Raw genomic sequence first — 23,426 nt, forward strand, 5'->3', positions numbered from 1 at the left:
CCTCGACCCACGGATGCAGAAGGCCGGTTCATGAAGAGGGCCACCTGGCGCGGGCCCGGCATCCACGAGCGGGGCGGGACGGTGCGCGCCCGCCGGGCGGAGGCCCCGCTACGGGCCCGGCCGGCGGCGATCTCGTCGAAGATCCCGGCACCGATGGCGACCGCTCGCATTCCGTCGGCCAGCGCGTGGTGGAGTTTGACGAGCACCGCGAAGGGGCCGCCGTCGGCGCCGCCGATCACGTACATCTGCCAGGGTGGCAGCCCCCGTTCGAGGGGCCGTTCCATCAGTTCACCGGCGAGGCGGGTGGCGCCCGCCATGAATCCGCCGTCCTCGTCATGCGACTGAGCGCCGGTCAGCCGCACCCGCCGGATGTGCCGGTGGACGTCGAAGTCCTTGTCCACGAACCAGGCCGCGCCGCCGACGGGCAGCAGTACGTCCCTGACCCGCATCCGCAGCCGGGGAATGGCGGCGGCGCGGGTGCCCAGGAGTTCGAGCATGGCCTCCGGCCCGGCGCCGAGCGCCGGGCCGGGGGCCGGGGAGAATACGGCGAGTGCGCCGAGGTGCATCGGGTGGGCATCGGATTCGAGGTGCCAGAAGGCCAGATCGAGCGGTGCCAGCAGCTCAGTTCCCAACGGGTCCTCATGTCGTCGAAGACAAAGACTGACGGAAGCGCAGTCAATCGCTCACGATCGGTTACGGTCAAGTACAGACATGTAATGTTCTGTTACTGTCAGGTAGATAAGCGCGTGTCCGTCACTCGTATGCCGGGATGATGAATTCGCACCACACGCACTTGCCGCTGCCCCGGGATTCCACGCCCCACAGGTCCGCCATCCGGTCCACCAGCATCAGCCCCCGCCCGGACACCCCGGACTCGCCCGCGTCCCGGCGCCTGGGCAGTGCGCTGGAGCGGTCCTCGACATCGACCCGCAGCCGCCGCTCGGGGCCGGTGAGCACCCGGATCGTGACGATGGCCCCGCCGTCGGTGTGCATGAGCGCGTTGGTGATCAGCTCGTCGGCAGCCAGCTCGACCTCGTCGGCCCGCGCCTTGGCCCCCCAGGCCCGCACCGCCGCCCTGATCATGTGGCGCGCGGAACTCAGCGCCTCCGGGTCGCTCTGCGCGACATGCTGCTGGAGCCGGCCGCCGGGCTGGGGCGCGTGGGCTGCCTTGCGGCGCAGCAGCAGGACAGCGACATCGTCCTCGCCGCCGCGCTCGTCGACCTCCTCGCAGAGCCGGTCGGCCAGTCGCTGGAGGTCCTGCGGACCGTTGCGCACCATGGCGGTCAGCAGTTGCATGCCCTCGTCGAGGTCGGCGCCGGGCAGCTCCACGAGACCGTCGGTGAACAGCACCAGGGACTGGCCGGGGTCCAGCTCGACAGTACTGACCGGGTATTCGAGCCGCCCGAACTCGGCCGAGAGCCCCAGCGGCAGCCCGCCCTCCACGGGCAGCCTGCGGCAGCTGCCGTCCCTCCCGCGCACCAGCGGATCGACATGGCCGGCCCGGACCAGCTGCACCACCCCCGTCGTCAGGTCGACCTCGGCGTAGCTGCAGGTCGCGAAGCGCTCCGTGTCCAGCTCGTGCAGGAAGACCGAGGCCCGCGCCATCACCGTGGCGGGGCTGTGCCCCTCGGCCGCATAGGCCCGCAGCACGATGCGCAGCTGCCCCATGACGGCTGCGGCATGGGTGTCGTGGCCCTGCACGTCCCCGATGACGGCCCCGACCCTGCCGCCGGGCAGCGGAATGACGTCGTACCAGTCGCCCCCGATGTCCCGGCCCAGCCGGGCCGAGCGGTACCTGACAGCGATCTGCGCCCCCGGCACGTCCGGGATCCTGCGCGGCAGCATGGCCTGCTGGAGACCCTCGGCAAGGTCGTGTTCCTGCTCGTAGAGCATGGCACGCTGCAGGCTCTGGGCGATGGAACTGCCGAGCGCGACCAGGAGATTGCGTTCGTCGCCGGTGAAGCCGTCCTTGCCGCTGTAGAGAAGGCCGAGCGCGCCGATGGGCCGGGCCTGGGCGATCAGCGGCAGATAGGCGGCGGAGGTGATGCCGAGGTGGCTGATGTGGGGCCACAGGATCGGGTACGAGGTGGCGAAGTCCGTGGCGGACTCGATGAAACGGGGCGAGAGCGTGCGTACGACCTCACTCATCGGGTACTGCTCGTCCGTCCGGGTGTACCGGGTGCCGGGCACGAACGAGTCCTCCGGGCCGTCGGCCACCAGATGGATGCGTCCGGCCTCTATCAGCCCCATCACCAGGCTGGTCGCCCCGAGGTGTGCCAGGCCCTGGGAGTTCTTCAGCACCTCGATGACGTCCCCGACGGTTCGGGCATGGGCCAGCGCGGCCGTGGTGCCGTCCACCAGGCTGGTGCGACGGCGCCGCTCCTGGTCCAGTTCGTGGCGGGCGGTGGAGTCGGCCAGTTCCTGCGTCGCGTCGCGGACGATGCCGATGATGCGGTGCGGCCGGCCGGTCCCGTCCCGCCGGATGAAGCCCTGGGTATGGGTCCAGCGCAGGCTGCCGTCGCGCCGCCTGATCCTGAAGTACGCCCCGTAATTGCTCTGCCCGCCCTTGAGCGCCTGCGTGACCATGGCGTCGAGGCGTACGCCCTCGTCCGCCGGCACCCGGCGCGCGAGCGACTCCGGCCGGTCGTCGTACTCGTCCGCCCGCAGGTCGAACACGTCGAGCGCGGGGCGGTCCATGTGCATGAGGCCGCTGTCGAGGTCCCAGTCGAAGCTGCCCATACGGTTCAGGGCGAGACTGAGATCCGGGTGGGCGGGCCAGTCGTCCGGGAATGACAGGGCACCCGCTACCCGATCATCCATGTGGGTCACTCTGCCATTATTTGTCCGATTCTTCGAGCGAACCCCGCACGCTCGGGCGAATCACCCCTCGCGCCACCCGGGTGGCGCCCCGGCCGGTTCCGGGGACCGAACGACGGGACCGGATGTCTCGCAGGGCGAACCGCCCCGAGCCCTCGGGCGGGCAGCGGATAACGTGTCCCGCGGAACACAGTAAGCCCAGCCTTACCTTTACCCTGAGCTGGACTGCCCGCATCAGCCGTTCTAAGGACAAGCACCTGATGACCCGCCCCGTCCGTGTCGCCATAGTCGGAGCCGGCCCCGCCGGCATCTACGCAGCGGACGCCCTGCTGAAATCCGAGGCCGCCCAGGACCCGGGGGTTTCGATCGATCTGTTCGAGCGGATGCCCGCACCCTTCGGCCTGATCCGTTACGGAGTGGCCCCGGACCATCCGCGGATCAAGGGCATCGTCCAGGCACTCCACCAGGTTCTCGACAAGCCCCAGCTGCGACTGTTCGGCAACGTCGACTACCCGAACGACATCGACCTGGACGATCTGCGGTCCTTCTACGACGCCGTGATCTTCTCCACCGGCGCCGACGCGGACCGCGCCCTCGACATCCCCGGCAGCGACCTGGACGGCTCCCACGGCGCCGCGGAGTTCGTCTCCTGGTACGACGGCCACCCCGATGTCGCGCGCACCTGGCCGCTGGAGGCGGAGAAGGTCGCCGTGCTCGGCGTGGGCAATGTGGCCCTGGACGTGGCGCGCATTCTCGCCAAGACCGCGGACGAGCTGCTGCCGACCGAGATTCCCGCCAACGTCTACGAGGGCCTCAAGGCCAACAAGGCCCTTGAGGTGCACGTCTTCGGGCGCCGCGGTCCCGCGCAGGCCAAGTTCAGCCCGATGGAGCTGCGCGAGCTGGACCACTCGCCGAACATCGAGGTCGTCGTCAACCCCGAGGACATCGAGTACGACGCGGGTTCGATCGAGACCCGGCGCGGCAACAAGCAGGCCAACATGGTCGCCTCCACGCTGGAGAACTGGGCCATCCGCGATGTCGGCGACCGGCCGCACAAGCTGTTCCTGCACTTCTTCGAGTCCCCGGCAATGATCCTGGGCGAGGACGGCCGCGTCGTAGGTCTGCGCACCGAGCGGACCGAGCTGGACGGCACCGGCAATGTCAAGGGCACCGGGAACTTCACCGACTGGGACGTGCAGAGCGTCTACCGCGCGGTCGGCTACTACTCGCAGGAACTCCCGAAGCTCCCGTTCGACGTGGTCTCCGGCACGGTTCCGCACGCGGCGGGACGGGTCGTCGAAGGCGGGGAGCACATGCCCTCGGTGTACGTCACGGGCTGGATCAAGCGCGGTCCGATCGGCTTGATCGGCCACACCAAGGGCGACGCCAACGAGACCGTGGCCTGCCTGCTGGAGGACCGGGCCGCGGGCCGGCTGCCCGCCCCGCTCCGGCCCGAGCCGGAGGCCGTCACCGCCTTCCTGGAGGAGCGCGGTGTCCGTTACACCACCCGCGAGGGCTGGCACCGCCTGGACGCACACGAGAAGGCCCTGGGAGCGGAGCAGGGGCGCGAGCGGATCAAGGTCGTGGAGCGCGACGCCATGCTGGACGCTTCCGAGCCCCGCTCCTGACCGTACGGCGCCCCTTCCGCCCGGCCGTCGTCACGGCCGGGCGGAAGGGCCGACGGGCGGCTCCGTCCACCTCGGCAAGGCTGCCCGGTCCGCGCGCGCCCCGGCGCCAGCAGGTGCGGTGGCCCTGAGCCGCCGGAAGGTGTTCGACAGCTACCGTTACTGGGTCGTCGGGGCGCTCGGCGGACGGGATTTCGACGTGTCCCGGTCGGTCCTGCCGTTCGCCGTGGCCGGTCTGGTGCCGGCCGCGGTGCTCGGTCCCGGCCTCGACGCGCTCGCCCTCGGTGACTCGGCGGCGGCGTCCCCCGGGGGCCTGTCCGGAGCTGGTGCGGGCGGGCTGTCCGCGGCCACGCTGCTGAGCGTGGCGGCCACGGCGGCCGTCGGCCCGATCGCCTTCGTCGGACTGGCCGTTCCGCATGTGGTGCGGGCGCTGGTCGGGGTCGACTTCCGGATGCAGATCCTCTGCTCGCTGCTCGCCCGGCGAAGGCTCCGGACCCCCACCGACCACGAAGGCAGGACCGCATGAACACATTCACCTACCCCGAGGTCGGAGCCACCCGACTCGGCCCGCTCCCCGACGGATACCACCACCTCCACCACCGGACCCGCGTCGGCTGCGGCCGGGCCGACTCCGAGACGGCAGGGGCCGCCGTCACCGGCTGGCGCATGCACCGCGCCTCCGGGGCCGGGGTCCGGGCGTCGGCGGACCGCGCAGAGACCGGAGTCCGCGTCCGGGTGTCGCTCGGCGCCGGACCCTTCCGGTTCACCGCTCCCTGCCGCGTCGTCTGGGCGGCGTACGAGAAGGACCTCGTCGGGTTCGCCTACGGGACGCTGGACAAGCACCCCGAGTGCGGTGAGGAGTCCTTCGTGGTGGAGTCGGCGGACGACGGGACGGTGTGGTTCACCGTCACGGCGTTCAGCCGCCCGGCTGTCTGGTACACCCGCCTCGCGGGACCGCTCGTACCGATGACCCAGCGGTGGTACGTCCGCCGGCTCGGAGCCACGCTGCGCCGAATCGTCGCCGAGGGCCCTGCCGAGCCGAAGGACTGAAGGGCTGAGCGGAGCCGGTGGGCCGATACTGGAAGCGATGGAGTGGTTCACCGCCGACGGGTACTGGCTCAGCCGGCTGATCTTCCAGCGGGCTCTCGCGGCTGTGTATCTGGTCGCCTTCCTCGCCGCCGCGCTCCAGTTCCGGGCGCTGATCGGCGAGCGCGGCATGCTTCCCGTGCCCGACTTCCTGCGGCACACGGACTGGCGCAGCGCACCCGGACTCTTCCGGCTCCACTACAGCGACCGCTTCTTCGCGCTCGTCTCCTGGACCGGCTGCGCGATCGCCGTCGCCCTGTTCGCAGGGGCGGACTCGTACCTTCCGCTCTGGGCGGCGATGGTGCTCTGGGCGCTGCCCTGGGCGCTGTATCTGTCGATCGTCCAGGTCGGCCAGACGTGGTACGGCTTCGGCTGGGAGTCGCTGCTGCTGGAGACCGGGTTCCTCGCCGTCTTTCTCGGCAACGCGCACACGGCTCCGCCGGTCCTGGTGCTGTGGCTGCTGCGCTGGGTGCTGTTCCGGGTCGAATTCGGTGCCGGGCTGATCAAGATCCGCGGCGACGAGTGCTGGCGCAGGCTGACATGTCTGTATTTCCACCACGAGACGCAGCCGATGCCGGGGCCGCTGAGCTGGTTCTTCCACCGGCTGCCGAAGCCCGTCCACCGGGCCGAGGTGGCGGCCAACCACGTCACCCAACTTGTGGTGCCGGTGCTCCTGTTCACTCCGCAGCCGGTGGCGAGCGCGGCCGCCGGGCTGATGATCGTCACCCAGCTCTGGCTGGTCTTCTCGGGGAACTTCGCCTGGCTGAACTGGCTGACGATCACCCTGGCCCTGTCCGCCGTCGACTGGTCCCTGTTCACCGCGCCGCCCGTCCAGGCCGCGCCGCCGCTCTGGTACGAGATCGTCGTCCTCGCGGTGACCGCGTTGGTCGTCCTCCTCAGTTACCGCCCGGCGCGCAATCTGGTCTCCCGCCGCCAGGTGATGAACCGCTCGTTCGACCCGCTGCATCTGGTCAACACCTACGGCGCTTTCGGCAGCATCAGCCGGGTCCGGCTGGAGGTGGTGGTCGAGGGCACGGACGAGGAGGTGCTCCACGACGGCACCGTCTGGCGGGAGTACGGCTTCCGCGGCAAACCGGGCGATCCGCGCCGGATGCCCCGCCAGTTCGCCCCGTACCATCTGCGGCTGGACTGGCTGATGTGGTTCGCGGCGCTGTCCCCCGCGTACGCCCGCCCCTGGTTCGGCCCGTTCGTGGAGCGGTTGCTGGAGAACGACCGGGACACCCTGCGGCTGCTGCGTCACAACCCGTTCCCCCACGCCCCGCCCGTGCACGTCCGCGCCAGGGTGTACCGCTACCGGTACACGTCCTGGCGCGAACTGCGGGCCACCGGGCGCTGGTGGCACCGCACCTATGTGCGGGACTTCATGCGCCCCGTCTCGCTCGGCCCCTCCTGGATCAGCCCGACCAGGCAATCTTGAACACCCACGGGCGCCTTGACGGTTGTGGTGGTGCCAGGTGAAGCGGAGTCAGTCGATGCCGGGCAGGATGTGCGGCTCGGCGAGGTCGTCCTCGTAGCCGGCCAGCCGGATCGGTGCGGACCTGGCCCAGACCTCGATGTTCCGGAGCTTTTCGGGCTTGCGGGCCCGCTCTCCGTGCCGTTCGACAGGTCGCTTCTCGTGCTTCGTCAGTTCCGGTGTCGTCACCGCACACTCCTTCGTGTCGCGTAGCCCCGGGCATCGCCGATGTTCCGGCCTCATTACCGGGAGTCGGCCGCCCGTGGAGGGGCAGGGGCAAGAACAGTTCGGTCGCGGTGGCGCCGGGTACGGGGCGGGACGGTGACTTGGTTGAAAGCCTGTCCCGGGACGGTCGAGGAAGGTTTGTGGACTCCGCGATTACGTCCGTTCACATCAGGGTAACCAAATGAGCGCTTCCGCGCTCGATGGAACGTGTGCTCTAGGTCACTTTCAGCCACCGCATGCGGAAAAGGCCCGGTCAGGAGCGACTCCCGACCGGGCCCACGGCGGCTCACCCACGCCGCATCACCGGACGACTACCAGTTGGCGGGCGCGTAGTCCTTGAGAAAGCAGCCGTACAGATCCTCGCCGTCCTCGCCGCGCACGATCGGGTCGTAGACCCGGGCGGCGCCGTCGACCAGGTCGAGCGGGGCGTGGAAGCCCTCCTCGGCGAGGCGGATCTTGTCGGGGTGCGGGCGCTCGTCGGTGATCCAGCCCGTGTCGACGGCAGTCATCAGGATGCCGTCCTTCTCGAACATCTCCTGGGCACTGGTGCGGGTGAGCATGTTCAGGGCGGCCTTGGCCATGTTCGTGTGCGGGTGACCCGCACCCTTGTAGCCGCGGCTGAACACGCCCTCCATCGCGGAGACGTTGACCACGTAGGCACGCTTGGCGGCCGTCGCCGCCATGGCCGGGCGGAGCCGGCTGATCAGGATGAACGGGGCGGTCGAGTTGCAGAGCTGGACTTCCAGCAGCTCGATCGGCTCGACCTCCTCGACGGTCTGGATCCAGCTGTTGGTGTCGTGCAGGTCAGGGACCAGTCCGCCCGCGTCGATCGCCGTCCCGGCGGCGATCCGCTCCAGCGAGGCGGAGCCGGTGACCAGGGCGAGCTCGGTGACGTCCTGCGCGCTCAGCCCTTCCTTGCGGGCGGCCGGCAGGGCGGCGACCCGGTCGACGGTGCCGCTGCCGAAGGTGCCGATGACCTCGGCGGCGGGCAGCTCGCCCGCCGGGAGCGGCGCGGACTCGGCGTTGACCAGTTCGCTGTACGCGTTCGCGGAGCGGCGCACCGTCTGGGCCGCGTTGTTGATCAGGATGTCCAGCGGGCCCTCGGCGGCGACCGAGTCGGCGAGCGCGACGACCTGGGCGGGGTCTCGCAGGTCGATGCCGACGATCTTCAGCCGGTGGATCCACTCGTCGCTGTCCGGCATCGCCTTGAAGCGGCGGATCGCGTCGTTGGGGAAGCGGGTGGTGATGGTGGTGTGCGCCCCGTCGCGCAGCAGCCGCAGCGCGATGTACATACCGATCTTCGCCCGACCACCGGTCAGGAGCGCGCGCCGGCCGGTGAGGTCGGTCCGCGCGTCGCGGCGCGCACGGTTCTCCTTCGCGCACGGCTGGCAGAGCTGGTGGTAGAACGCGTCCACCTCCACGTACCTGGTCTTGCAGATGTAGCAGGACCGGGGCCGCTGGAGCACGCCCGCGATCTCGCCACGGGTGGATGAGGACGGCAGGACCCCCTGGGTCTCGTCGTCGATCCGGTCGGCCGAGCCGGTCGCGGTGGCTTCGGTGACCGCCTTGTCGTGCGCGGTCTTGGCGGCGCGGCGCTCCTGGCGGCGGCGCTGTTTCACCGTCCGGTAGATACCGGCCGTGGCACGGCGCACGGTGATGGCGTCGGGGTGGTCGATCTCGATGGTGTCGAGTTCGTCGAGCACGCTCAGGCAGACGGCCAGCCGCTCCGGGTCGATACCGGGACCGAACTCCTCAGTTCCGGGAGCGAGCTCCGGGCTGTCCTCTGTCACCGTCATTGCCGTTCCTCTGTCATCCGTCTCTCGTGGCGCCGACCGCCGTACCTGCTCCTGCCGGGCCGAACGCCCCGATCAAGTCTGCCATGCACCTGATGCTGCTCCGTTCGCGTGACGTCACGGCCGCTCGAGGCCGTTCCCGGGCCCGGGGACGACCGGCCTCACCGCCCCCTGCCCCGCTGCCCGTCACCGGACGGTCACTATGCTTCGCTGCCAGACGGCCGGGGCGGGCCGTGCCGTGCCTGGGGGTGGAGAGTGGTCGAACTCCCCGCAGGCGGTTCTCCTGCGAGACCCGCGCGTGCGCGCGCCGTACCCGCGCAGCAGGGTCCTCCTCCGCTCGGCACCGGCGCCTTCGAAGCGGTCGTGCGGTACGAGCCGGGCCGGGCGCACGCCCTGCTCAGTGGGGACTTCTACGACGTGGCGCAGACGTCCGACGGGACGGTGCACGCGGTGATCGGCGATGTTTCGGGCACGGGGCGGCGGAGGCCGCGCGGCCTGTGCCTGAGGATCGTGGAGTTCCACGGCGGCCGGATCCGGCTGGACGAGGGGACCGCCGAAGGCACCCGCGTACGTTTCACGCTGCCGGTCGCCCCGACATCCCCGCGCGCGCCGCGGCGGATACGTTCGTCACGGCCACCATGGCCGGGCGGCCCGGCCATGGCTGAGAACTGCCGGGTTCTCCCCGGAGTGGGAACGTTCGTCGCGGGTAGGCGGACACCGAGAAACAGTCACCGAACACCCCTGCGTCGCCCTGGCTGGAGCACATGAACGAACAGGTCACCTCGCGACCGGCCGACCGCCCCTGCCCGGACCGGTCCACGGAGGTTCTGCACAGCGCCGAGGTGTTCGACGGCGAGCCCGGTTGCATCGCGCAGGCCAGGGCGCTGGCCGACCGCTTCCTGGGCCGGCTGGCCGCCGAGTGGCTCGCAGTCTTCGGAGAGCACACCCGCAGTGATCTGCTGCTGGCGGTGAGCGAGCTGGTCACCAATGCCGACCGCTACAGTCAGGGTCCCTATCTGCTGGAGCTGGAGGGCACCGCGGAGCGCGTCAGCGTCACGGTGTACGACTCCAGCACCGCGCTGCCGCTGTTCTACTCCCCCGACCCGACACGCCCCGGCGGCCACGGCATGGAGATCGTGGTGGCGCTGTGCGACCGGCTGACCGCCGAGCGCGTGCCGGTGGGCAAGCGCATCCGGGCCGAGTTCGAACTGAGCAGCTGAGCTGTGGGGCGGGCGGGACGCCGCCCGCCCCACGACCACGGTCGGTCCGGTGCGGGCGGGGCTTCGGTGGCGAAGGGGCCCCGGGCCGACGGTGCGCCTGGCGTCCGGCGGGACCGCGGTGTGTCAGACGTTCTCGAAGACGCAGTCCCCGCACAGACCGCCGGCCCGTCTGCGGTAGTACAGACAACAGCTGCGCCGGCGGAACGCCGTGTCGTGCGGGGCGCCGGTGTTCCGGAGGTCGGGGTGGTCGAAGAGTTCGGCGGCCAGTGCGCGGGCCCTCGCGGCCACGTCGGGGCGGCGGTGTGTTCGTGCCCAGGCGACAAGTTGGCGCAGCGCTCCGGCCAGCGCGGACCCCGCGTTGCCCCACAGCAGCCGGTCGGACAGGGAGCCGTCCCGGTGGATGGCCTCGGCAAGCGGAACCAGGTGGGCGTACTGGACGGCTTCCCGGATCCGGCATGCGGTGCCGGGAAGCGACTCGCCGCCGTCCAGCCAGAGATCGTCGGGGACCGGGTGCCGCGGGTCCCAATGGAGGGCGGCGGGCGAAAGGCCGGGGAAGCTGCCGGTCAGCGCCGCCGGTCCGAGTGCGATCGACCAGAGACGGGAAGCCAGTCCCAGGTGCGCGACGGAAGCGGCGACTCGTCGCTCGGAGGTGTCCAGCCGGGCGGCGACAGTGTCGATCCGGGCCGTGAGCGGGGCCTGCTCCCCCGCGTACAACCGCGCCAGCGGGCGGTGCGCCCCGTCGGGCGGCGCGGTGGTGCGCAGCACGAAGAATCCGCCCACCGAAGCCGCCGCGGACCCGTCCATCGATTGCGCTCCTCCTCAGCACTTCGGCCCTCGTCCCCGACCACGCGGGGCCCCTGACGTGCCACGGCCCGCCGATCACCGTAGCCCCTCACGGGTCGGGGGCTCCGGGAGGGCCTGGGCTCTCCGGGGGAGAGCTACCCTCCGCAGGAGGACACTGGGACCACGCCCGTACTACCAAAGCAGTACGCCGAATCGCCGTCTCAAGGACGACGACGCAGCCGTACCGAATGGACATTGTGGTGTACATGAGTTCCCTTGCGCTGTCCGTGCTGCTGTCACTGGTCTCCGCGGTCGCGTACGCGGCCGGGGCGATCGTCCAGGAGCGAGTGGCCACGACCGGCGACACCCGCTCACTCGCTCCGTTGCGCAACCGCGTCTGGTGGGCCGCCGTGGCGCTGAACGGCGTGGGCGCGGTGCTCCATGTCGTGGCCCTGGCCTACGGCCCGCTCAGTCTCGTCCAGCCGCTCGGCGCGCTGACCATCGTCTTCGCCCTGCCGATGGCGGCGCTCTTCGTGCGCCGTCGGGCGGGCGCCGCTGCGTGGCGCGGTGCGATCATGGCGACCGTCGGTCTGGCGGGTCTGCTCGCGCTCACGGGGAACTCCGAGTCGCACTCCCTGAACGGCACGGATCAGCTGACCGTCGCCGGTGTGACGGTCGGCGCGGTCGCGCTGCTCGCCCTGATCGCCATGGGCGCGCGCCGGCCGGTGGTACGGAGCGTGGTTCTGGCCGGGGCGGCGGGCATCGCGTTCGGCATCGGCTCGGTCTTCGTGAAGACGGTGGCAGTGGGGTGGACCTCCGGTGCGGTGGCGTCGGGGCTGCTGGCGATCGCCGGTTTCGCGGCCGCCGGTCTGCTGCTCTCCCAGGCCGCGTACCGGGGTGCCGGGCTGACCGCTCCGCTGGCGACGGTGACCGTGGTGAACCCGGTGATAGCGGCGGTCGTCGGCCTCACAATGTTCGGCGAGCAGTTCCGGCACGGCACGGCCGGGACCATGCTCGCGCTGGCCTGTGCGGTGCTCGCCGCGGGCGGCCTGATACTGCTCACGACGGAGCGGCTGGGCGCGGAGCACCGCGCCGCGCAGGCGGCAAGCAGCGGGCTCACGGCCGCGCCGGAGGGCAGGACGGACGCGGGGCGCGAGGAGGCCGAGGTACCCGTCCTCCTGGGGCCTGCGGCCCAGAAGCCCGCCGGGGTCGTCGAGACGGCCCCACGGACGCTCTCCCCGACACGGCCACTGCCCGCGCTGATGCCGCTGGAGTGTGTGGGCCGGGTTGCCTTCGGGCCGGGGCCGTCGCCGTACGCCGGTACGGAGCGCCGGAGCGGCTCGTCCACGGGGTCCGCCGATTCCGACGACGAGGCCGTTCAGACGCTGACGCCGCCCGCCCTCAGGTAGGCCAGCGGGTCGATGTCCGATCCGTAGCCGGGGCCGGTGCGGATCTCGAAGTGCAGGTGCGGGCCCGTGACGTTCCCGGTCGAGCCGGAGCGGGCGATCCGCTGGCCCGCGGAGACGTGCCGGCCCTCACGCACATGGAGCGCGGACAGATGGGCGTACTGGCTGTACTTGCCGTCGCTGTGCCGGATGACGACCTGGTAGCCGTACGCCCCTCCCCAGCCCGCCGAGACGACGGTGCCGGAGGCCACCGCCCTGATCGACGTTCCGGTCGGGACGGGGAAGTCGACCCCGGTGTGATAGCCACTGGCCCAGGAACCGGCCTGGTGGTACGGGGTGCCGATGCCGGCCGCCACGGGGGCGACGAGACCGGAGTGCTTCTCCGTCCGCTCCTTCGGGCGGTGGCTCTCGGACTTCTTCGGGTGCGGCTTCGGCTTCGTGGTGTCGTGGTGGGACTTCGCGGCCTCGCGCTGGGGCCCGGCCGCCTGGTGCTGGGGCCCGGCCGCCTGGCGCTGGGGCCCGGCCGCCTGGCGCTGGGGCTTCGCCTCCTGGTGCTGCGACGCGGCCGGTCGCTGCTTCGGTGCGGTGACCCTGAGGGGCTTCGGCTCGGCCTTCTGCTTCGTCTGCGCGGGCGTGCCGGTCCGGGGCACCGCCCTCGGCGACCGGGCTGTGTCCAGGCTCAGGCGCTGGCCGGGCAGGATGAGGTCCGGGTCGTCGCCCACCACCTCGCGGTTCTGTGCGTAGAGGTGCTGCCAGCCGCCCCGGACCTGCTTCGTCGCCGCGATCGCGGAGAGCGAGTCACCGTGTGCCACGGTGTACGACTCACGCTTGCCGGGCACGGTGGTCGGCGTGGCGGGGGCGGAGGTCCGCTTCGCCGCCGGAGTCCCGGCGGCGCTCTTGCCGGAGGCGGCCCTGCCGGGCGTCCGCATCTGACCGGTCCGCTGCGACTGCGGGTTGACGTCGGAGGTCTCCCCGCCGCTGGTCAGCCCCGCCCTGGTCGAGCAGCCCGGCCATGCGCCCGGTCCCTGTGCGTCGAGCACCTTCTCGGCGATGGAGATCTGCTCGTCCTTGGTGGCCAGATCGGCGCGCGGGGCGTAGACCGTGCCTCCGTACGCCGCCCAGGTCGACCGGCTGAACTGCAGCCCGCCGAAATAGCCGTTGCCGTTGTTGATGTGCCAGTTGCCGGTGGATTCGCAGGCGGCGACCTTCTCCCAGACATCCGTCGACGCGGCGCCCGCCGAGGCGGCTGCGACAAGCGGGAGCGCGATGCCCGCACCGCCCGCGGTGACCGTGAGCGAGGCACGATTGATCCGGCTGGGCTGATATCTGCGATGCCGTCCGTTCGCGGCCATGGCTTGGCTCCCCCACTGACAGTAGGACACGTCGCAAGCGCCCAACTTATGTTCAGGCAAAGGCCGATGACAAGAGAGCGCCCGGTCTCCCACCCCGGCCCCCGGCGCTCACGGCACGGGCGCGCCCGCCCGGGTGGCGGACCGGCGCCGGGCCGCCGCGTCCACGAGAGCGGTCATGACCCGGATGTCCTCGCCCATTTCGGGGTGCCACTGAACCCCCAGCACCAGGCTCTCGTGGTCGGTGAGTTCGATGGCCTCCACGGTGCCGTCGGACGCGTGCGCGCTCGCCGTGAGCCCTGACCCCAGGCGGTCCACGGCCTGGTGGTGGTAGGTGGGCACCACGGCCGGCTCCCCGACGGCCGCCGCGTACACCGTGCCGGGAACGGGAGTGACGGCGTGTTCGCCGAAGACGCCACTGCCTCCGGTGTGGCCGTCCAGGTGCTGGCGCAGGGTGCCGCCGAGCGCGACGTTGAGCAGTTGCATGCCCCGGCAGATGCCCAGCAGCGGGACGTGCCGGTCGATCGCCGCCTCGATCAGGGCGAGTTCCCACGCGTCGCGGGCGCGGGCGGGCGGGCCGGTGCGGGGATCGGGCGACTCGCCGTAGCGTGACGGTTCGACATCGGCGCCGCCCGCGATCACCACACCGTCCAGTGCCGCCACGGCCTCGCGGGCCGCGTCGGCACTGTCGTCGGGCGGCAGCATCACCGCAAGGCCGCCGGACACCCGCACCAGGCGCGGGTAGGAAGCGGGCAGCAGGGTGGCCGGCATTTCCCACACGCCCCACCGGGCCGGTTCCTGATAGGTGCTGATGCCGATGACGGGCCGGGCCATGGAGCCCCTCCTCTGGTTCGTTCGCTGCTCGGTCGTGGTGCGGCCCCTGCCGCGTACGGATGCGGCAGAGGCGGGCGCAGGGACAACGCCCTTGCGTCGCAGCCCCGTTCAATCCCGTCAGTCCCGGTCAGTCCCGTGACAGTTCGGCCTCGGCCGCCGCCAGGGCGGCGAACTCCTCCTCCGGGGCGCTCGCGACGAGGCGGTGGCGGCTGTAGAACGCGAAGTAGGCCAGCGCCACCACGTACACGCCGAGAGCGATGAACGCGGCGTCTCGGTCCACCAGAAAGGTCGCCACCAGTGCCGAGCATGCCAGTACGAACGCCACCGACGAGGTGAGCGCGCCGCCGGGCGTGCGGTAGGGCCGTTCGAGGTGCGGTTCGCGGCGGCGCAGCACGATGTGGGAGAGCGCCATCAGCGCGTAGCTGATGGTGGCGCCGAAGACGGCGACGTTCAGCATGCGGCCGCCGTTGCCGATCCAGGCGGCGAGCGTGAAGCCGATCGCGCCGGGAATCAGCAGTCCGAGGTAGGGAGACTTGCGACGGTTGGTCAGCGAGAGGAATCGCGGCAGATAGCCGGCCCGGGAAAGCGCGAAGAGCTGCCGGGACCCGGCGAAGATCAGCGAGAAGAACGAGGCCACCAGGCCTGCCAGACCCGCGTAGTTGACGAAGCGGCTCAGGCCGGTGGGACCGTCCTTGCCCTCCAGCGCGACCACGAGGGGGTTGCCCGCTTCCTGGATGGCCCTGGCGCCCTGGGCTCCGGTGGCGGACAGGAAGGTGAGCACCGCGAGCCCCACCAGCACCGTCAGCGCGATGGCGAGCGCCTTCGGCATCGACCTGACCGGGTCCTTGGCCTCCTCGGCGGCGAGCGGCACGCCTTCGACACCCAGGAAGAACCACATGCCGAAGGGGAAGGCGGCCCAGATCCCGAGCAGTCCGAAAGGCAGCCAGGAGGAGGAGCCGAACGCGCCGGTGTCCACCGGGATGTCGTCGAGACGGGCTGCGTCGAAATCAGTGAACGCGCCGATGGCGAAGACCAGCAGAGCCGCCACGGCGACGGCGGTCACGACCAGGCTGAACCGCAGCGCCTCGCCGACGCCCCAGAGGTGGATGCCGATGAAGACGGCGAAGCAGGCGAGGTGGACGGGCCAGCTGGAGGTGAGCCCGAACAGGCCGAGGGATTCGACGTAGTCACCGATGAACAGCGAGATCGCGACGGGGGCGAGGATGTACTCGATGAGGATGGCCGTACCGGTCAGGAAGCCGCCCCAGGTTCCCAGGGCCCGGCGCGCGAAGCCGTAGCCGCCGCCGGCGGTGGGCAGGATGGCGGAGAGTTCCGCCAGCGCGAAGACCAGGCAGGCGTACATCAGGCCCATCAGCACGGTGGCCGCGGCGAGTCCTCCGAAGCCTCCCTTGGAGAGGCCGATGTTCCAGCCGGAGTAGTCACCGGAGACAACATAGGCGACGCCGAGTCCGGTGAGCAGGAGCCAGCCGGCGCTGCCCCGGCGCAGGGTGCGACGGTGCAGGTACTCGTCCATGCCGGTCACCGCGCCGGCCGTACCGCCGGGTGGGCTGGTGGGGGTGTCGGTTTCCTGGGCCATGGGGCGCTCCAGATGTGGGTCGACGGCGCTGCGTCGAGGAGTGGGAGGCGAAGCGGGCCTTCATCAAAGGTTCAACGGCACACCTTTATGGAACGCCAAGGGAAACACAAGAGGCACGGGTCAGACAGCGATTGCGGATGCCCGCCATGCGCGTGACGGCCACTCAGCACACCCCGCAGAGGCCGATGCGCCACCTCGGGCGACCCTCTTCACAAGCAATGGTCCCCTGTCATACCTTATGGATCTCGGTGCATCCAAGGAGGATTCCGTGGCAGACCGCACACCCCCGCTCGCCGTCGAGGAGTTACGCGCACTCGTCGCGAGCGGCTCCATCGACACCGTCGTCCTGGCCTTTCCCGATATGCAGGGCCGGCTCCAGGGCAAACGGTTCGCGGCCGGGTTCTTCCTCGCCGAGGTTCTGGAGCACGGCACCGAGGGCTGCAACTATCTGCTGGCCGTGGACACCGAAATGAACACCGTCGACGGCTACGCGATGTCCTCCTGGGAGCGCGGCTACGGCGACTTCGCCATGCTCCCGGACCTCACCACGCTGCGTCTGCTGCCCTGGCACGAGGGCACCGCGCTGCTCGTCGCGGATCTCGCCTGGAACGACGGCAGTCCGGTCGTCGCCGCACCGCGCCAGGTCCTGCGCCGGCAGCTGGACCGGCTGGCCGGACTCGGCTACCGGGCGCAGGTGGGCACGGAGCTGGAGTTCCTCGTCTTCAAGGACAGCTACGAACAGGCCTGGGACCGCGGCTACCAGGGGCTGACCCCGGCCAATCAATACAACATCGACTACTCCATCCTCGGCACCGGTCGCGTCGAACCGCTGCTGCGCCGCATCCGCAACGAGATGCAGGCAGCCGGGCTGACCGTCGAGTCCGCCAAGGGCGAGTGCAACCTCGGCCAGCACGAGATCGCCTTCCGCTACGACGAGGCGCTGATCACCTGCGACCAGCACGCGATCTACAAGACAGGTGCCAAGGAGATCGCCGCGCAGGAGGGCGTCTCGCTCACCTTCATGGCCAAGTACGACGAGCGCGAAGGCAATTCCTGTCACATCCATCTCTCGCTCACCGACGGCAACGGTGACAACGCGATGACGGGTGACGGCCCGGACGGCATGTCGGACCTGATGCGGCACTTCCTCGCCGGACAGCTCGCCGCCCTGCGCGACTTCTCCCTGCTGTACGCGCCGAACATCAACTCCTACAAGCGGTTCCAGCCCGGCTCGTTCGCGCCGACCGCCGTTGCCTGGGGGCACGACAACCGCACCTGCTCGCTGCGCGTGGTCGGCCACGGCTGCTCCCGCCGCTTCGAGAACCGGTTGCCCGGCGGCGACGTCAACCCGTATCTCGCCACGGCAGGACTGGTCGCAGCGGGGCTGTACGGCGTGGAACACGAGCTGGCGCTGCCGGAGGTCTGCACGGGCAACGCCTACACCTCCGAGTACGAACAGGTTCCGACCACCCTGCGCGAGGCCGCCGACCTGTGGGAGGCCAGTCCCATTGCCAAGGAGGCGTTCGGCGAGGAGGTCGTCGCGCACTATCTGAACATGGCGCGTGTCGAACTCGCCGCCTACGACGCCGCCGTGACCGACTGGGAGCTGCGACGCTCCTTCGAGCGCCTGTGACCTCCGCCTCCTCCCTCACTCCCGATCGAGGCCCGTACGTGTCCCCACAGCCCGCACCGCACAGCCTGGACATCCTGAACCCGGCCACCGCCGAGGTCATCGCCACCGTTCCGGCCGCCACCGCCACGGACGTCGACGCGGCCGTCGCCCGCGCCGCCACCGCCCAGCGTGTCTGGGCCGCGGCGGCACCCGCCGACCGCGCCCGGCTGCTGCGCCGGTTCGCCGCCGCCGTCGACGAACACATCGAGGAACTGGCCCTTGCAGAGGTCCGCGAGGCCGGTCACACCATCGGCAACGCCCGCTGGGAGGCGGGCAATGTGCGCGATCTCCTCGACTACTGCGCAGGCGGTGTCGAACGCCTGCTGGGCCGGCAGATCCCGGTCGCGGGGGGCATCGACTTCACCGTCCTGGAGCCGCTCGGCGTCATCGGTGTCATCGCCCCGTGGAACTTCCCGATGCCGATCGCAGCGTGGGGCGCGGCTCCGGCACTCGCCGCCGGCAACGCCGTCCTGCTCAAGCCCGCCGAGACCACACCGCTGACCGCGCTGCGCCTTGCGGAACTGGCTCTGGAGGCCGGTCTCCCCGCCGGGCTGTTCCAGGTGCTGCCGGGCGAGGGTCCGGTGGCCGGCGCCGCCCTGGTGGACCACCCCGGTGTGGCGAAGATCGTCTTCACCGGCTCCACCCGGACCGGCAAGCACATCATGACCCGCTGCGCAGAACGCGTGAAGCGCCTCACCCTGGAGCTTGGCGGCAAGAGCCCCAACGTGGTCTTCGCCGATGCCGACCTGGAGGCCGCGGCAGCCGCCGCTCCTATGTCCTTCCTGGACAATGCCGGCCAGGACTGCTGCGCCCGGACCCGCATCCTGGTCGAGCGCACGGTCCACGACCGCTTCCTCGATCTGCTGGCACCTGCCGTCGCGGCCGTGGTGGTCGGCGACCCGTCGGACGAGAAGACCCAGATGGGGCCGCTGATCTCGGCCGTACAGCGGGAGCGTGTGCGCGGGTTCGTGGACGTGATGCCCGACGGCGTACGGACCATCCTCGGCTCGGCGCCCGACGGCCCGGGGTTCTGGTACCCGCCGACCGTCCTCGCCGGGGTGTCACCGGATGCCCCGGTCGCCGTCGACGAGGTCTTCGGACCGGTCGCCGTGGTGCTGCCCTTCGACGACGAGGCGGACGCCGTGCGACTGGCCAACGCGACGGAGTACGGCCTGGCCGGGTCGGTCTGGACGCGGGACGTGGCCCGTGCCCTGCGGGTCGGCCAGGGTCTGCGGGCCGGAAACCTCTCGGTGAACTCGCATTCCAGCGTCCGCTACGCCACCCCTTTCGGCGGCTACAAACAGTCGGGACTGGGCCGCGAACTGGGCCCCGACGCACTCGCCGCCTTCACCGAAACCAAGAACGTCTTCATCAGCACGGAGGCCTGAGCACCATGACCGACACCACCGCAGTCTGCCGCCGCCTGGTCGGCCGCACCGCCGTAGTCACCGGAGCCGGAAGCGGCATCGGCCTGGCCACCGTCCGGCGCCTGGCCGCCGAGGGCGCGCACGTCGTCTGCGCCGATGTGGACGAGGCGAGCGGCAAAACCGCCGCCGAGGAGGCCGACGGCCTCTTCGTACGCACCGACGTCACGGACGCCGAGCAGGTGGAGGCCTTGTTCAAGGCCGCGTTCGACACGTACGGATCGGTCGACATCGCCTTCAACAACGCGGGGATCTCGCCGCCCGAGGACGATTCCATCCTGGAGACCGGTCTCGACGCCTGGCGCCGGGTGCAGGAGGTCAACCTCACCTCCGTCTATCTGTGCTGCAAGGCAGCCATCCCGTACATGCGCCGTCAGGGCAAGGGCTCCATCATCAACACGGCCTCGTTCGTGGCCCGGATGGGCGCCGCCACCTCGCAGATCTCCTACACCGCCTCCAAGGGCGGCGTGCTGGCCATGTCGCGCGAACTGGGCGTGCAGTTCGCGCGGGAGGGCATCCGGGTCAACGCGCTGTGCCCCGGCCCGGTCAACACCCCGCTGCTCCAGGAGCTGTTCGCCAAGGACCCGGAGCGGGCCGCGCGCAGGCTGGTGCACATCCCGGCCGGACGGTTCGCCGAGCCCACCGAGATGGCCGCCGCCGTGGCCTTCCTGGCCAGCGACGACTCCTCGTTCGTCAACGCCACCGACTTCCTGGTCGACGGCGGGCTCACCGGCGCCTACGTCACACCGCTCTAGACAATGCGCGGACGCGGGACGGGACGACCTGCCGTCCCGTCCCGCGTCCGCGGCGACCGCGCACACCACCTGGCCGAAGCTGCGTTCTCAGCCATCGGCCTTCCTCCCGAGGTCGCCCCGGCGCCCCCTGGAGCGTCCGGTCGGGCAGTACCGTCCGCAACCGCTCGGCGAACGCGTAGGGGTCCTCGGTGCAACCGGTGTGACCACCAGGGAACTCCACAAGCCTGCCGCCCACTTCGTCCGCCAGCCGGACACCCGGAAGCGCCGTGAGCAGGGTGCGGGAGTCCCGCCCGACGCCGATGACCAACCGCCCCGCACCACGACGCAGCGCCGCCCGGCCCGGTGCACAACCACTGAACGAGCACAACACATGCTCCAGGAACACCGGAAGGTTGGCCCGCATTCGCCGGAAAGCCTCGCTGCGCGAGTAGCCGCGCGGGTCGAAGGCCGCGACGGTCCAGCTGTCGGCCAGCCGCTCCGCCATCCGGTCGTGGAGCCCCGCGTCGGCACTCCCGCCGGGCATCACAGCAGCAGCGGACCTGCGCCGCGCACCTCGTAGTACAGCGTTGCCCCGGGCACCTTCAGATGTCCGGTGCGCTCCGGCACCGTACGGTCAGCCATGACCGGTCTCCCTCTCGCCCGTCGCGGACGGCCAGTGCTCCAGCAGGAAGTGCAGGGCCTCGACGGACCGCTCCCAGGACGTCTGTACGTCGCGCGGCGCGCCGAAGCCGCCGCTCGCCTCCAGGGCGCAGTAGCCGTGGAAGGTGCTGCGCAACAGCCGCACCGCGTCCGTGAGATCGGGCTCGGACAGGCCGTAGGCCCGCAGCATCGCGCCCGTGGTCTCGATGGTGCGGTGGTACGCGGACGACCGGGCGACGACTTCGGGGTCGACCCGCATCTGCGTCGCTTCGTACCGTCCGGGCCGCTCCAGAGCGAAGGCCCGGTAGGCGTCGGCGAACGCGACCAGGGCATCCTTTCCGGCCCGGCCCGCCACGGCGGCGGCGATCCGGTCGATGAACTCCCCGGCGGCCAGCAGCGCGACCCGGGTCCGCAGGTCGTGCAGATTCCTGACGTGCGAATAGAGGCTGGCGTCCCTGACCCCGAAGCCGCGGGCCAGTGCGGAGATCGTGACCTTGTCGAAGCCGATGGAGTCGGCCAGATCGGCCGCCGCCTCCACCACGCGTTCGGTCGTGAGACCCGCGCGAACCATCCGCCACCTCCGTCGCAATACCTAGAATCCCTAGGCAGCTGCCTAATGTACACAGGAAACCCGTCCGGGCGATGCCGAACAGGCCGTTCCCCCACCCCGTATCCATACTGAAGATCCCGGCATTGCAGAAGATCCCGGCATTCCCCCGGACTGCCGGGCATCCCCGAGACAGATTGCAGGGCACACACATGATCGGCACTGCACAGATCGGCGTCACAGGGCTCGCGGTGATGGGCCGGAACCTCGCGCGCAACTTCGCCCGCAACGGATACACGGTCGCGGTGCACAACCGGACGACCGCCAGGACCGACGCACTGGTGAAGGAGTTCGGCGACGAGGGCTCCTTCGTCGCCGCGCACACGCCGCAGGAGTTCGTCGCGGCGCTGGAGCGTCCGCGCAGGCTCGTCATCATGGTGAAGGCGGGCGATCCCACCGACGCCGTGATCCAGGAGTTCGCCCCGCTCCTCGAAAAGGGCGATGTCATCATCGACGGAGGCAACGCGCATTTCGCAGACACGCGCCGCCGAGAGCGCGAGTTGCGCGAGCAGGGCGTCCACTTCGTGGGCACCGGCATCTCCGGCGGCGAAGAAGGCGCACTCAACGGACCGAGCATCATGCCAGGCGGCAGCAGAGAATCTTATGACTCGCTTGGACCGATGCTGGAAAAGATCTCCGCGAAGGCCAAGGACGGCGCCCCGTGTGTCACGTATATCGGCCCTGACGGCGCCGGACACTTTGTAAAAATGACGCATAACGGCATCGAGTACGCGGACATGCAGCTCATCGGCGAGGCCTACCAGTTGCTTCGCGACGTCGCCGGATACTCCCCCGCGCAGATCGCGGACATCTTCCGCGTCTGGAACACCGGGCGCCTGGACTCGTACCTCATCGAGATCACAGCAGAAGTGCTCTCACATGTCGATGCGGCGACCGGTAGGCCCTTCGTGGATGTTGTGCTCGACCAGGCGGAGCAGAAGGGCACCGGCCGTTGGACCGTGCAGGTCGCCCTCGACCTGGGTGTTCCTGTCTCCGGCATCGCCGAGGCCGTCTTCGCCCGCTCCGTCTCCGGCCACGCCGCCCTCCGTGATGCCTCACGCCACCTCGCCGGACCGACCGCCCGCAAGCTCGGTGAGGACAAGGCGGCGGCATTCGCCGATCAGGTCGAGCAGGCACTGTACGCCTCGAAGATCGTCGCCTATACCCAGGGCTTCCACGAGATCGCGGCCGGCAGCGAGCAATACGATTGGGACATCAACCTCGGGAAGGTCGCCGCGATCTGGCGCGGCGGATGCATCATCCGGGCCGCGTTCCTCGACAGGATCACCAGCGCCTACGAAGCCCAGCCTCAGATGGCAAGCCTCCTCTCCGACAAGAGCTTCGCCGCGGAAATCGCCGCCGCACAGAACGACTGGCGCACCGTGATCGCCACCGCCGCTACCCAGGGCGTCCCCACCCCCGCCTTCGCCGCCACCCTCGCCTACTACGACTCCCTGCGCGCCGCGCGCCTCCCCGCCGCCCTCACTCAAGGCCAGCGCGACTACTTCGGCGCACACACCTACCACCGCATCGACCGCGACGGCGTCTTCCACACCCTCTGGGGCGGCAACAAGACCGAAGTCGAAAGCTGACCGACACCCGCAGGGCTGATGACGGGGCGGATTCGCCCCAGCTTGCGATCACGGACGTCCAGGTTCTGTCCGGCCAATCCTGGACTGCGGGAGGATGCCATCCATGACTCGCACCCGAAGGGGCCGTGCCGCGTAGAACACCAGCTCCACTTCGGTCGCGGGAACACCGCTGGGGAAGCCTCGGTGAAATTTCCGTGGCGAGCCGCGTCTGTCCCACGTCCAGTTGGCAAGGGTGGAGACCCGCAGGGGCGGGCGAGCCTGCTGGTCCGAGCGGAGCCTCTCCGCAGTGCCGGTCGTCGCCGGGGACATCGGCGTCCGGGGCGGCCCAAGGCCGACGGCGCAAGGGCATGACCTGCGGAATACGCGGTCTGACAGAATGAGCTCCGAAAACTCAGGCGACGCGCGTCAGGAAACCGGTGTGAATCCGGTACGGTCCCGCCACTGTGACCAGGCTGCAACAGCCCGGAAGCCAGATACTGACCGCGCCGCCTTCTCGTACGACCCAGGGGACGAGGACATCCCCCGGAA

20 protein-coding genes, 1 pseudogene and 1 riboswitch are annotated in these 23,426 nt (G+C 70.5%); of the genes and pseudogenes, 11 read left to right on the plus strand and 10 right to left on the minus strand.

The features are described 5' to 3' along the window. The coding region (locus ACWCQ6_RS27815) for a wax ester/triacylglycerol synthase domain-containing protein (protein WP_451093709.1) at positions 1–632 on the minus strand (632 nt) is incomplete at its 3' end. 121 nt (positions 633–753) lie between these two features. Next, positions 754–2,820, minus strand: a complete 2,067-nt coding sequence (locus ACWCQ6_RS27820; RefSeq protein WP_451093711.1) for a SpoIIE family protein phosphatase — start codon at positions 2,818–2,820, stop codon at positions 754–756. A gap of 257 nt (positions 2,821–3,077) precedes the next feature. On the opposite strand from ACWCQ6_RS27820, the gene ACWCQ6_RS27825 reads away from it, so the two are divergent. From ACWCQ6_RS27825 to ACWCQ6_RS27840, 4 genes are all read left to right on the plus strand, one after another. Next, the gene (locus tag ACWCQ6_RS27825) at positions 3,078–4,445 is read left to right on the plus strand and encodes an FAD-dependent oxidoreductase (RefSeq protein WP_451093713.1); all 1,368 of its coding nucleotides are present in this window, start codon (positions 3,078–3,080) and stop codon (positions 4,443–4,445) included. A 118-nt stretch (positions 4,446–4,563) separates the two neighbouring features. Further along, the gene (locus ACWCQ6_RS27830) at positions 4,564–4,968 is read left to right on the plus strand and encodes an iron chelate uptake ABC transporter family permease subunit (protein ID WP_451093715.1); all 405 of its coding nucleotides are present in this window, start codon (positions 4,564–4,566) and stop codon (positions 4,966–4,968) included. Beyond that, positions 4,965–5,492: a DUF1990 family protein gene (locus tag ACWCQ6_RS27835; protein ID WP_451093717.1), complete on the plus strand. Its 528-nt coding sequence runs from the start codon at positions 4,965–4,967 to the stop codon at positions 5,490–5,492. Before ACWCQ6_RS27830 ends, ACWCQ6_RS27835 begins: the two co-directional genes overlap by 4 nt. A gap of 37 nt (positions 5,493–5,529) precedes the next feature. Continuing rightward, entirely contained in the window at positions 5,530–6,966 is a 1,437-nt protein-coding gene (locus ACWCQ6_RS27840; RefSeq protein ID WP_451093719.1) for a lipase maturation factor family protein, read from the plus strand. Between the two features lie 48 nt (positions 6,967–7,014). On the opposite strand, the gene ACWCQ6_RS27845 is transcribed toward ACWCQ6_RS27840, so the two are convergent. After that, positions 7,015–7,191 carry a hypothetical protein gene (locus tag ACWCQ6_RS27845; RefSeq protein ID WP_451093721.1) on the minus strand — a complete coding sequence of 59 codons (177 nt, stop codon included), beginning with the start codon at positions 7,189–7,191 and terminating at the stop codon, positions 7,015–7,017. A gap of 347 nt (positions 7,192–7,538) precedes the next feature. Next, positions 7,539–9,023, minus strand: coding sequence for an SDR family NAD(P)-dependent oxidoreductase (locus ACWCQ6_RS27850; RefSeq protein WP_451093723.1), 1,485 nt, complete (start codon positions 9,021–9,023; stop codon positions 7,539–7,541). 327 nt (positions 9,024–9,350) lie between these two features. On the opposite strand from ACWCQ6_RS27850, the pseudogene ACWCQ6_RS27855 reads away from it, so the two are divergent. Beyond that, a pseudogene (locus tag ACWCQ6_RS27855) lies at positions 9,351–9,530 on the plus strand (fused response regulator/phosphatase); the annotation flags it as partial. A 254-nt stretch (positions 9,531–9,784) separates the two neighbouring features. Then, positions 9,785–10,240, plus strand: coding sequence for an ATP-binding protein (locus tag ACWCQ6_RS27860; RefSeq protein ID WP_451093725.1), 456 nt, complete (start codon positions 9,785–9,787; stop codon positions 10,238–10,240). 123 nt (positions 10,241–10,363) lie between these two features. Here the strand turns inward: ACWCQ6_RS27860 and ACWCQ6_RS27865 are convergent, their stop codons facing one another. Continuing rightward, positions 10,364–11,044 (minus strand): (2Fe-2S)-binding protein, encoded by a 681-nt coding sequence (locus ACWCQ6_RS27865; RefSeq protein WP_451093727.1) that lies wholly within the window; start codon positions 11,042–11,044, stop codon positions 10,364–10,366. A gap of 236 nt (positions 11,045–11,280) precedes the next feature. Here ACWCQ6_RS27865 and ACWCQ6_RS27870 point away from each other — a divergent pair, with 236 nt between their 5' ends. Continuing rightward, a complete protein-coding gene (locus tag ACWCQ6_RS27870; RefSeq protein WP_451093764.1) occupies positions 11,281–12,432 on the plus strand; it encodes a DMT family transporter in 1,152 nt (383 codons plus the stop codon). Here the strand turns inward: ACWCQ6_RS27870 and ACWCQ6_RS27875 are convergent. From ACWCQ6_RS27875 to eat, 3 genes are all read right to left on the minus strand, one after another. Next, complete coding sequence (locus tag ACWCQ6_RS27875) at positions 12,402–13,781, minus strand: peptidoglycan DD-metalloendopeptidase family protein (protein ID WP_451093729.1); 1,380 nt, start codon at positions 13,779–13,781, stop codon at positions 12,402–12,404. The genes ACWCQ6_RS27870 and ACWCQ6_RS27875 overlap by 31 nt on opposite strands. Positions 13,782–13,889: 108 nt before the next feature. Beyond that, on the minus strand, positions 13,890–14,612 hold the full coding sequence (locus ACWCQ6_RS27880) for a gamma-glutamyl-gamma-aminobutyrate hydrolase family protein (RefSeq protein WP_451093731.1): 723 nt from the start codon (positions 14,610–14,612) through the stop codon (positions 13,890–13,892). 127 nt (positions 14,613–14,739) lie between these two features. Continuing rightward, positions 14,740–16,209 (minus strand): ethanolamine permease, encoded by a 1,470-nt coding sequence (gene eat / locus ACWCQ6_RS27885; RefSeq protein ID WP_451093733.1) that lies wholly within the window; start codon positions 16,207–16,209, stop codon positions 14,740–14,742. Between the two features lie 268 nt (positions 16,210–16,477). Here eat and ACWCQ6_RS27890 point away from each other — a divergent pair, with 268 nt between their 5' ends. Genes ACWCQ6_RS27890 through ACWCQ6_RS27900 form a run of 3 tightly spaced genes read left to right on the plus strand, consistent with a single transcriptional unit; the run spans position 16,478 to position 20,060 of the window. Then, a complete protein-coding gene (locus tag ACWCQ6_RS27890; protein WP_451093735.1) occupies positions 16,478–17,842 on the plus strand; it encodes a glutamine synthetase family protein in 1,365 nt (454 codons plus the stop codon). Between the two features lie 38 nt (positions 17,843–17,880). Further along, positions 17,881–19,269, plus strand: a complete 1,389-nt coding sequence (locus ACWCQ6_RS27895; RefSeq protein WP_451093766.1) for an aldehyde dehydrogenase family protein — start codon at positions 17,881–17,883, stop codon at positions 19,267–19,269. A 5-nt stretch (positions 19,270–19,274) separates the two neighbouring features. Next, positions 19,275–20,060 carry a 3-oxoacyl-ACP reductase gene (locus ACWCQ6_RS27900; RefSeq protein ID WP_451093737.1) on the plus strand — a complete coding sequence of 262 codons (786 nt, stop codon included), beginning with the start codon at positions 19,275–19,277 and terminating at the stop codon, positions 20,058–20,060. On the opposite strand, the gene ACWCQ6_RS27905 is transcribed toward ACWCQ6_RS27900, so the two are convergent. Further along, the gene (locus ACWCQ6_RS27905; RefSeq protein ID WP_451093739.1) at positions 20,047–20,583 is read right to left on the minus strand and encodes a hypothetical protein; all 537 of its coding nucleotides are present in this window, start codon (positions 20,581–20,583) and stop codon (positions 20,047–20,049) included. The two genes, ACWCQ6_RS27900 and ACWCQ6_RS27905, sit on opposite strands and share 14 nt — an antisense overlap. Before the next feature lie 90 nt (positions 20,584–20,673). Then, positions 20,674–21,270 carry a TetR/AcrR family transcriptional regulator gene (locus tag ACWCQ6_RS27910; protein WP_451093741.1) on the minus strand — a complete coding sequence of 199 codons (597 nt, stop codon included), beginning with the start codon at positions 21,268–21,270 and terminating at the stop codon, positions 20,674–20,676. Between the two features lie 188 nt (positions 21,271–21,458). Here ACWCQ6_RS27910 and gndA point away from each other — a divergent pair, with 188 nt between their 5' ends. After that, positions 21,459–22,898, plus strand: a complete 1,440-nt coding sequence (gene gndA, locus ACWCQ6_RS27915) for an NADP-dependent phosphogluconate dehydrogenase (RefSeq protein WP_451093743.1) — start codon at positions 21,459–21,461, stop codon at positions 22,896–22,898. Positions 22,899–23,279: 381 nt separating this feature from the next. After that, positions 23,280–23,416: riboswitch (adenosylcobalamin (AdoCbl) riboswitch) on the plus strand. Positions 23,417–23,426: the final 10 nt, after the last annotated feature.

Source organism: Streptomyces sp. NPDC001880 (genome assembly GCF_053594575.1).

Coding starts and splice junctions, on each gene's coding strand:
- ACWCQ6_RS27880 (WP_451093731.1), bottom strand. CDS start 14,612: ATGGCCCGGCCCGTCATCGGCATCAGCACCTATCAGGAACCGGCCCGG.
- eat (WP_451093733.1), bottom strand. CDS start 16,209: ATGGCCCAGGAAACCGACACCCCCACCAGCCCACCCGGCGGTACGGCC.
- ACWCQ6_RS27840 (WP_451093719.1), top strand. CDS start 5,530: ATGGAGTGGTTCACCGCCGACGGGTACTGGCTCAGCCGGCTGATCTTC.
- ACWCQ6_RS27905 (WP_451093739.1), bottom strand. CDS start 20,583: ATGCCCGGCGGGAGTGCCGACGCGGGGCTCCACGACCGGATGGCGGAG.
- ACWCQ6_RS27820 (WP_451093711.1), bottom strand. CDS start 2,820: ATGGATGATCGGGTAGCGGGTGCCCTGTCATTCCCGGACGACTGGCCC.
- ACWCQ6_RS27850 (WP_451093723.1), bottom strand. CDS start 9,023: ATGACGGTGACAGAGGACAGCCCGGAGCTCGCTCCCGGAACTGAGGAG.
- gndA (WP_451093743.1), top strand. CDS start 21,459: ATGATCGGCACTGCACAGATCGGCGTCACAGGGCTCGCGGTGATGGGC.
- ACWCQ6_RS27825 (WP_451093713.1), top strand. CDS start 3,078: ATGACCCGCCCCGTCCGTGTCGCCATAGTCGGAGCCGGCCCCGCCGGC.
- ACWCQ6_RS27865 (WP_451093727.1), bottom strand. CDS start 11,044: ATGGACGGGTCCGCGGCGGCTTCGGTGGGCGGATTCTTCGTGCTGCGC.
- ACWCQ6_RS27860 (WP_451093725.1), top strand. CDS start 9,785: ATGAACGAACAGGTCACCTCGCGACCGGCCGACCGCCCCTGCCCGGAC.
- ACWCQ6_RS27910 (WP_451093741.1), bottom strand. CDS start 21,270: ATGGTTCGCGCGGGTCTCACGACCGAACGCGTGGTGGAGGCGGCGGCC.
- ACWCQ6_RS27900 (WP_451093737.1), top strand. CDS start 19,275: ATGACCGACACCACCGCAGTCTGCCGCCGCCTGGTCGGCCGCACCGCC.
- ACWCQ6_RS27875 (WP_451093729.1), bottom strand. CDS start 13,781: ATGGCCGCGAACGGACGGCATCGCAGATATCAGCCCAGCCGGATCAAT.
- ACWCQ6_RS27835 (WP_451093717.1), top strand. CDS start 4,965: ATGAACACATTCACCTACCCCGAGGTCGGAGCCACCCGACTCGGCCCG.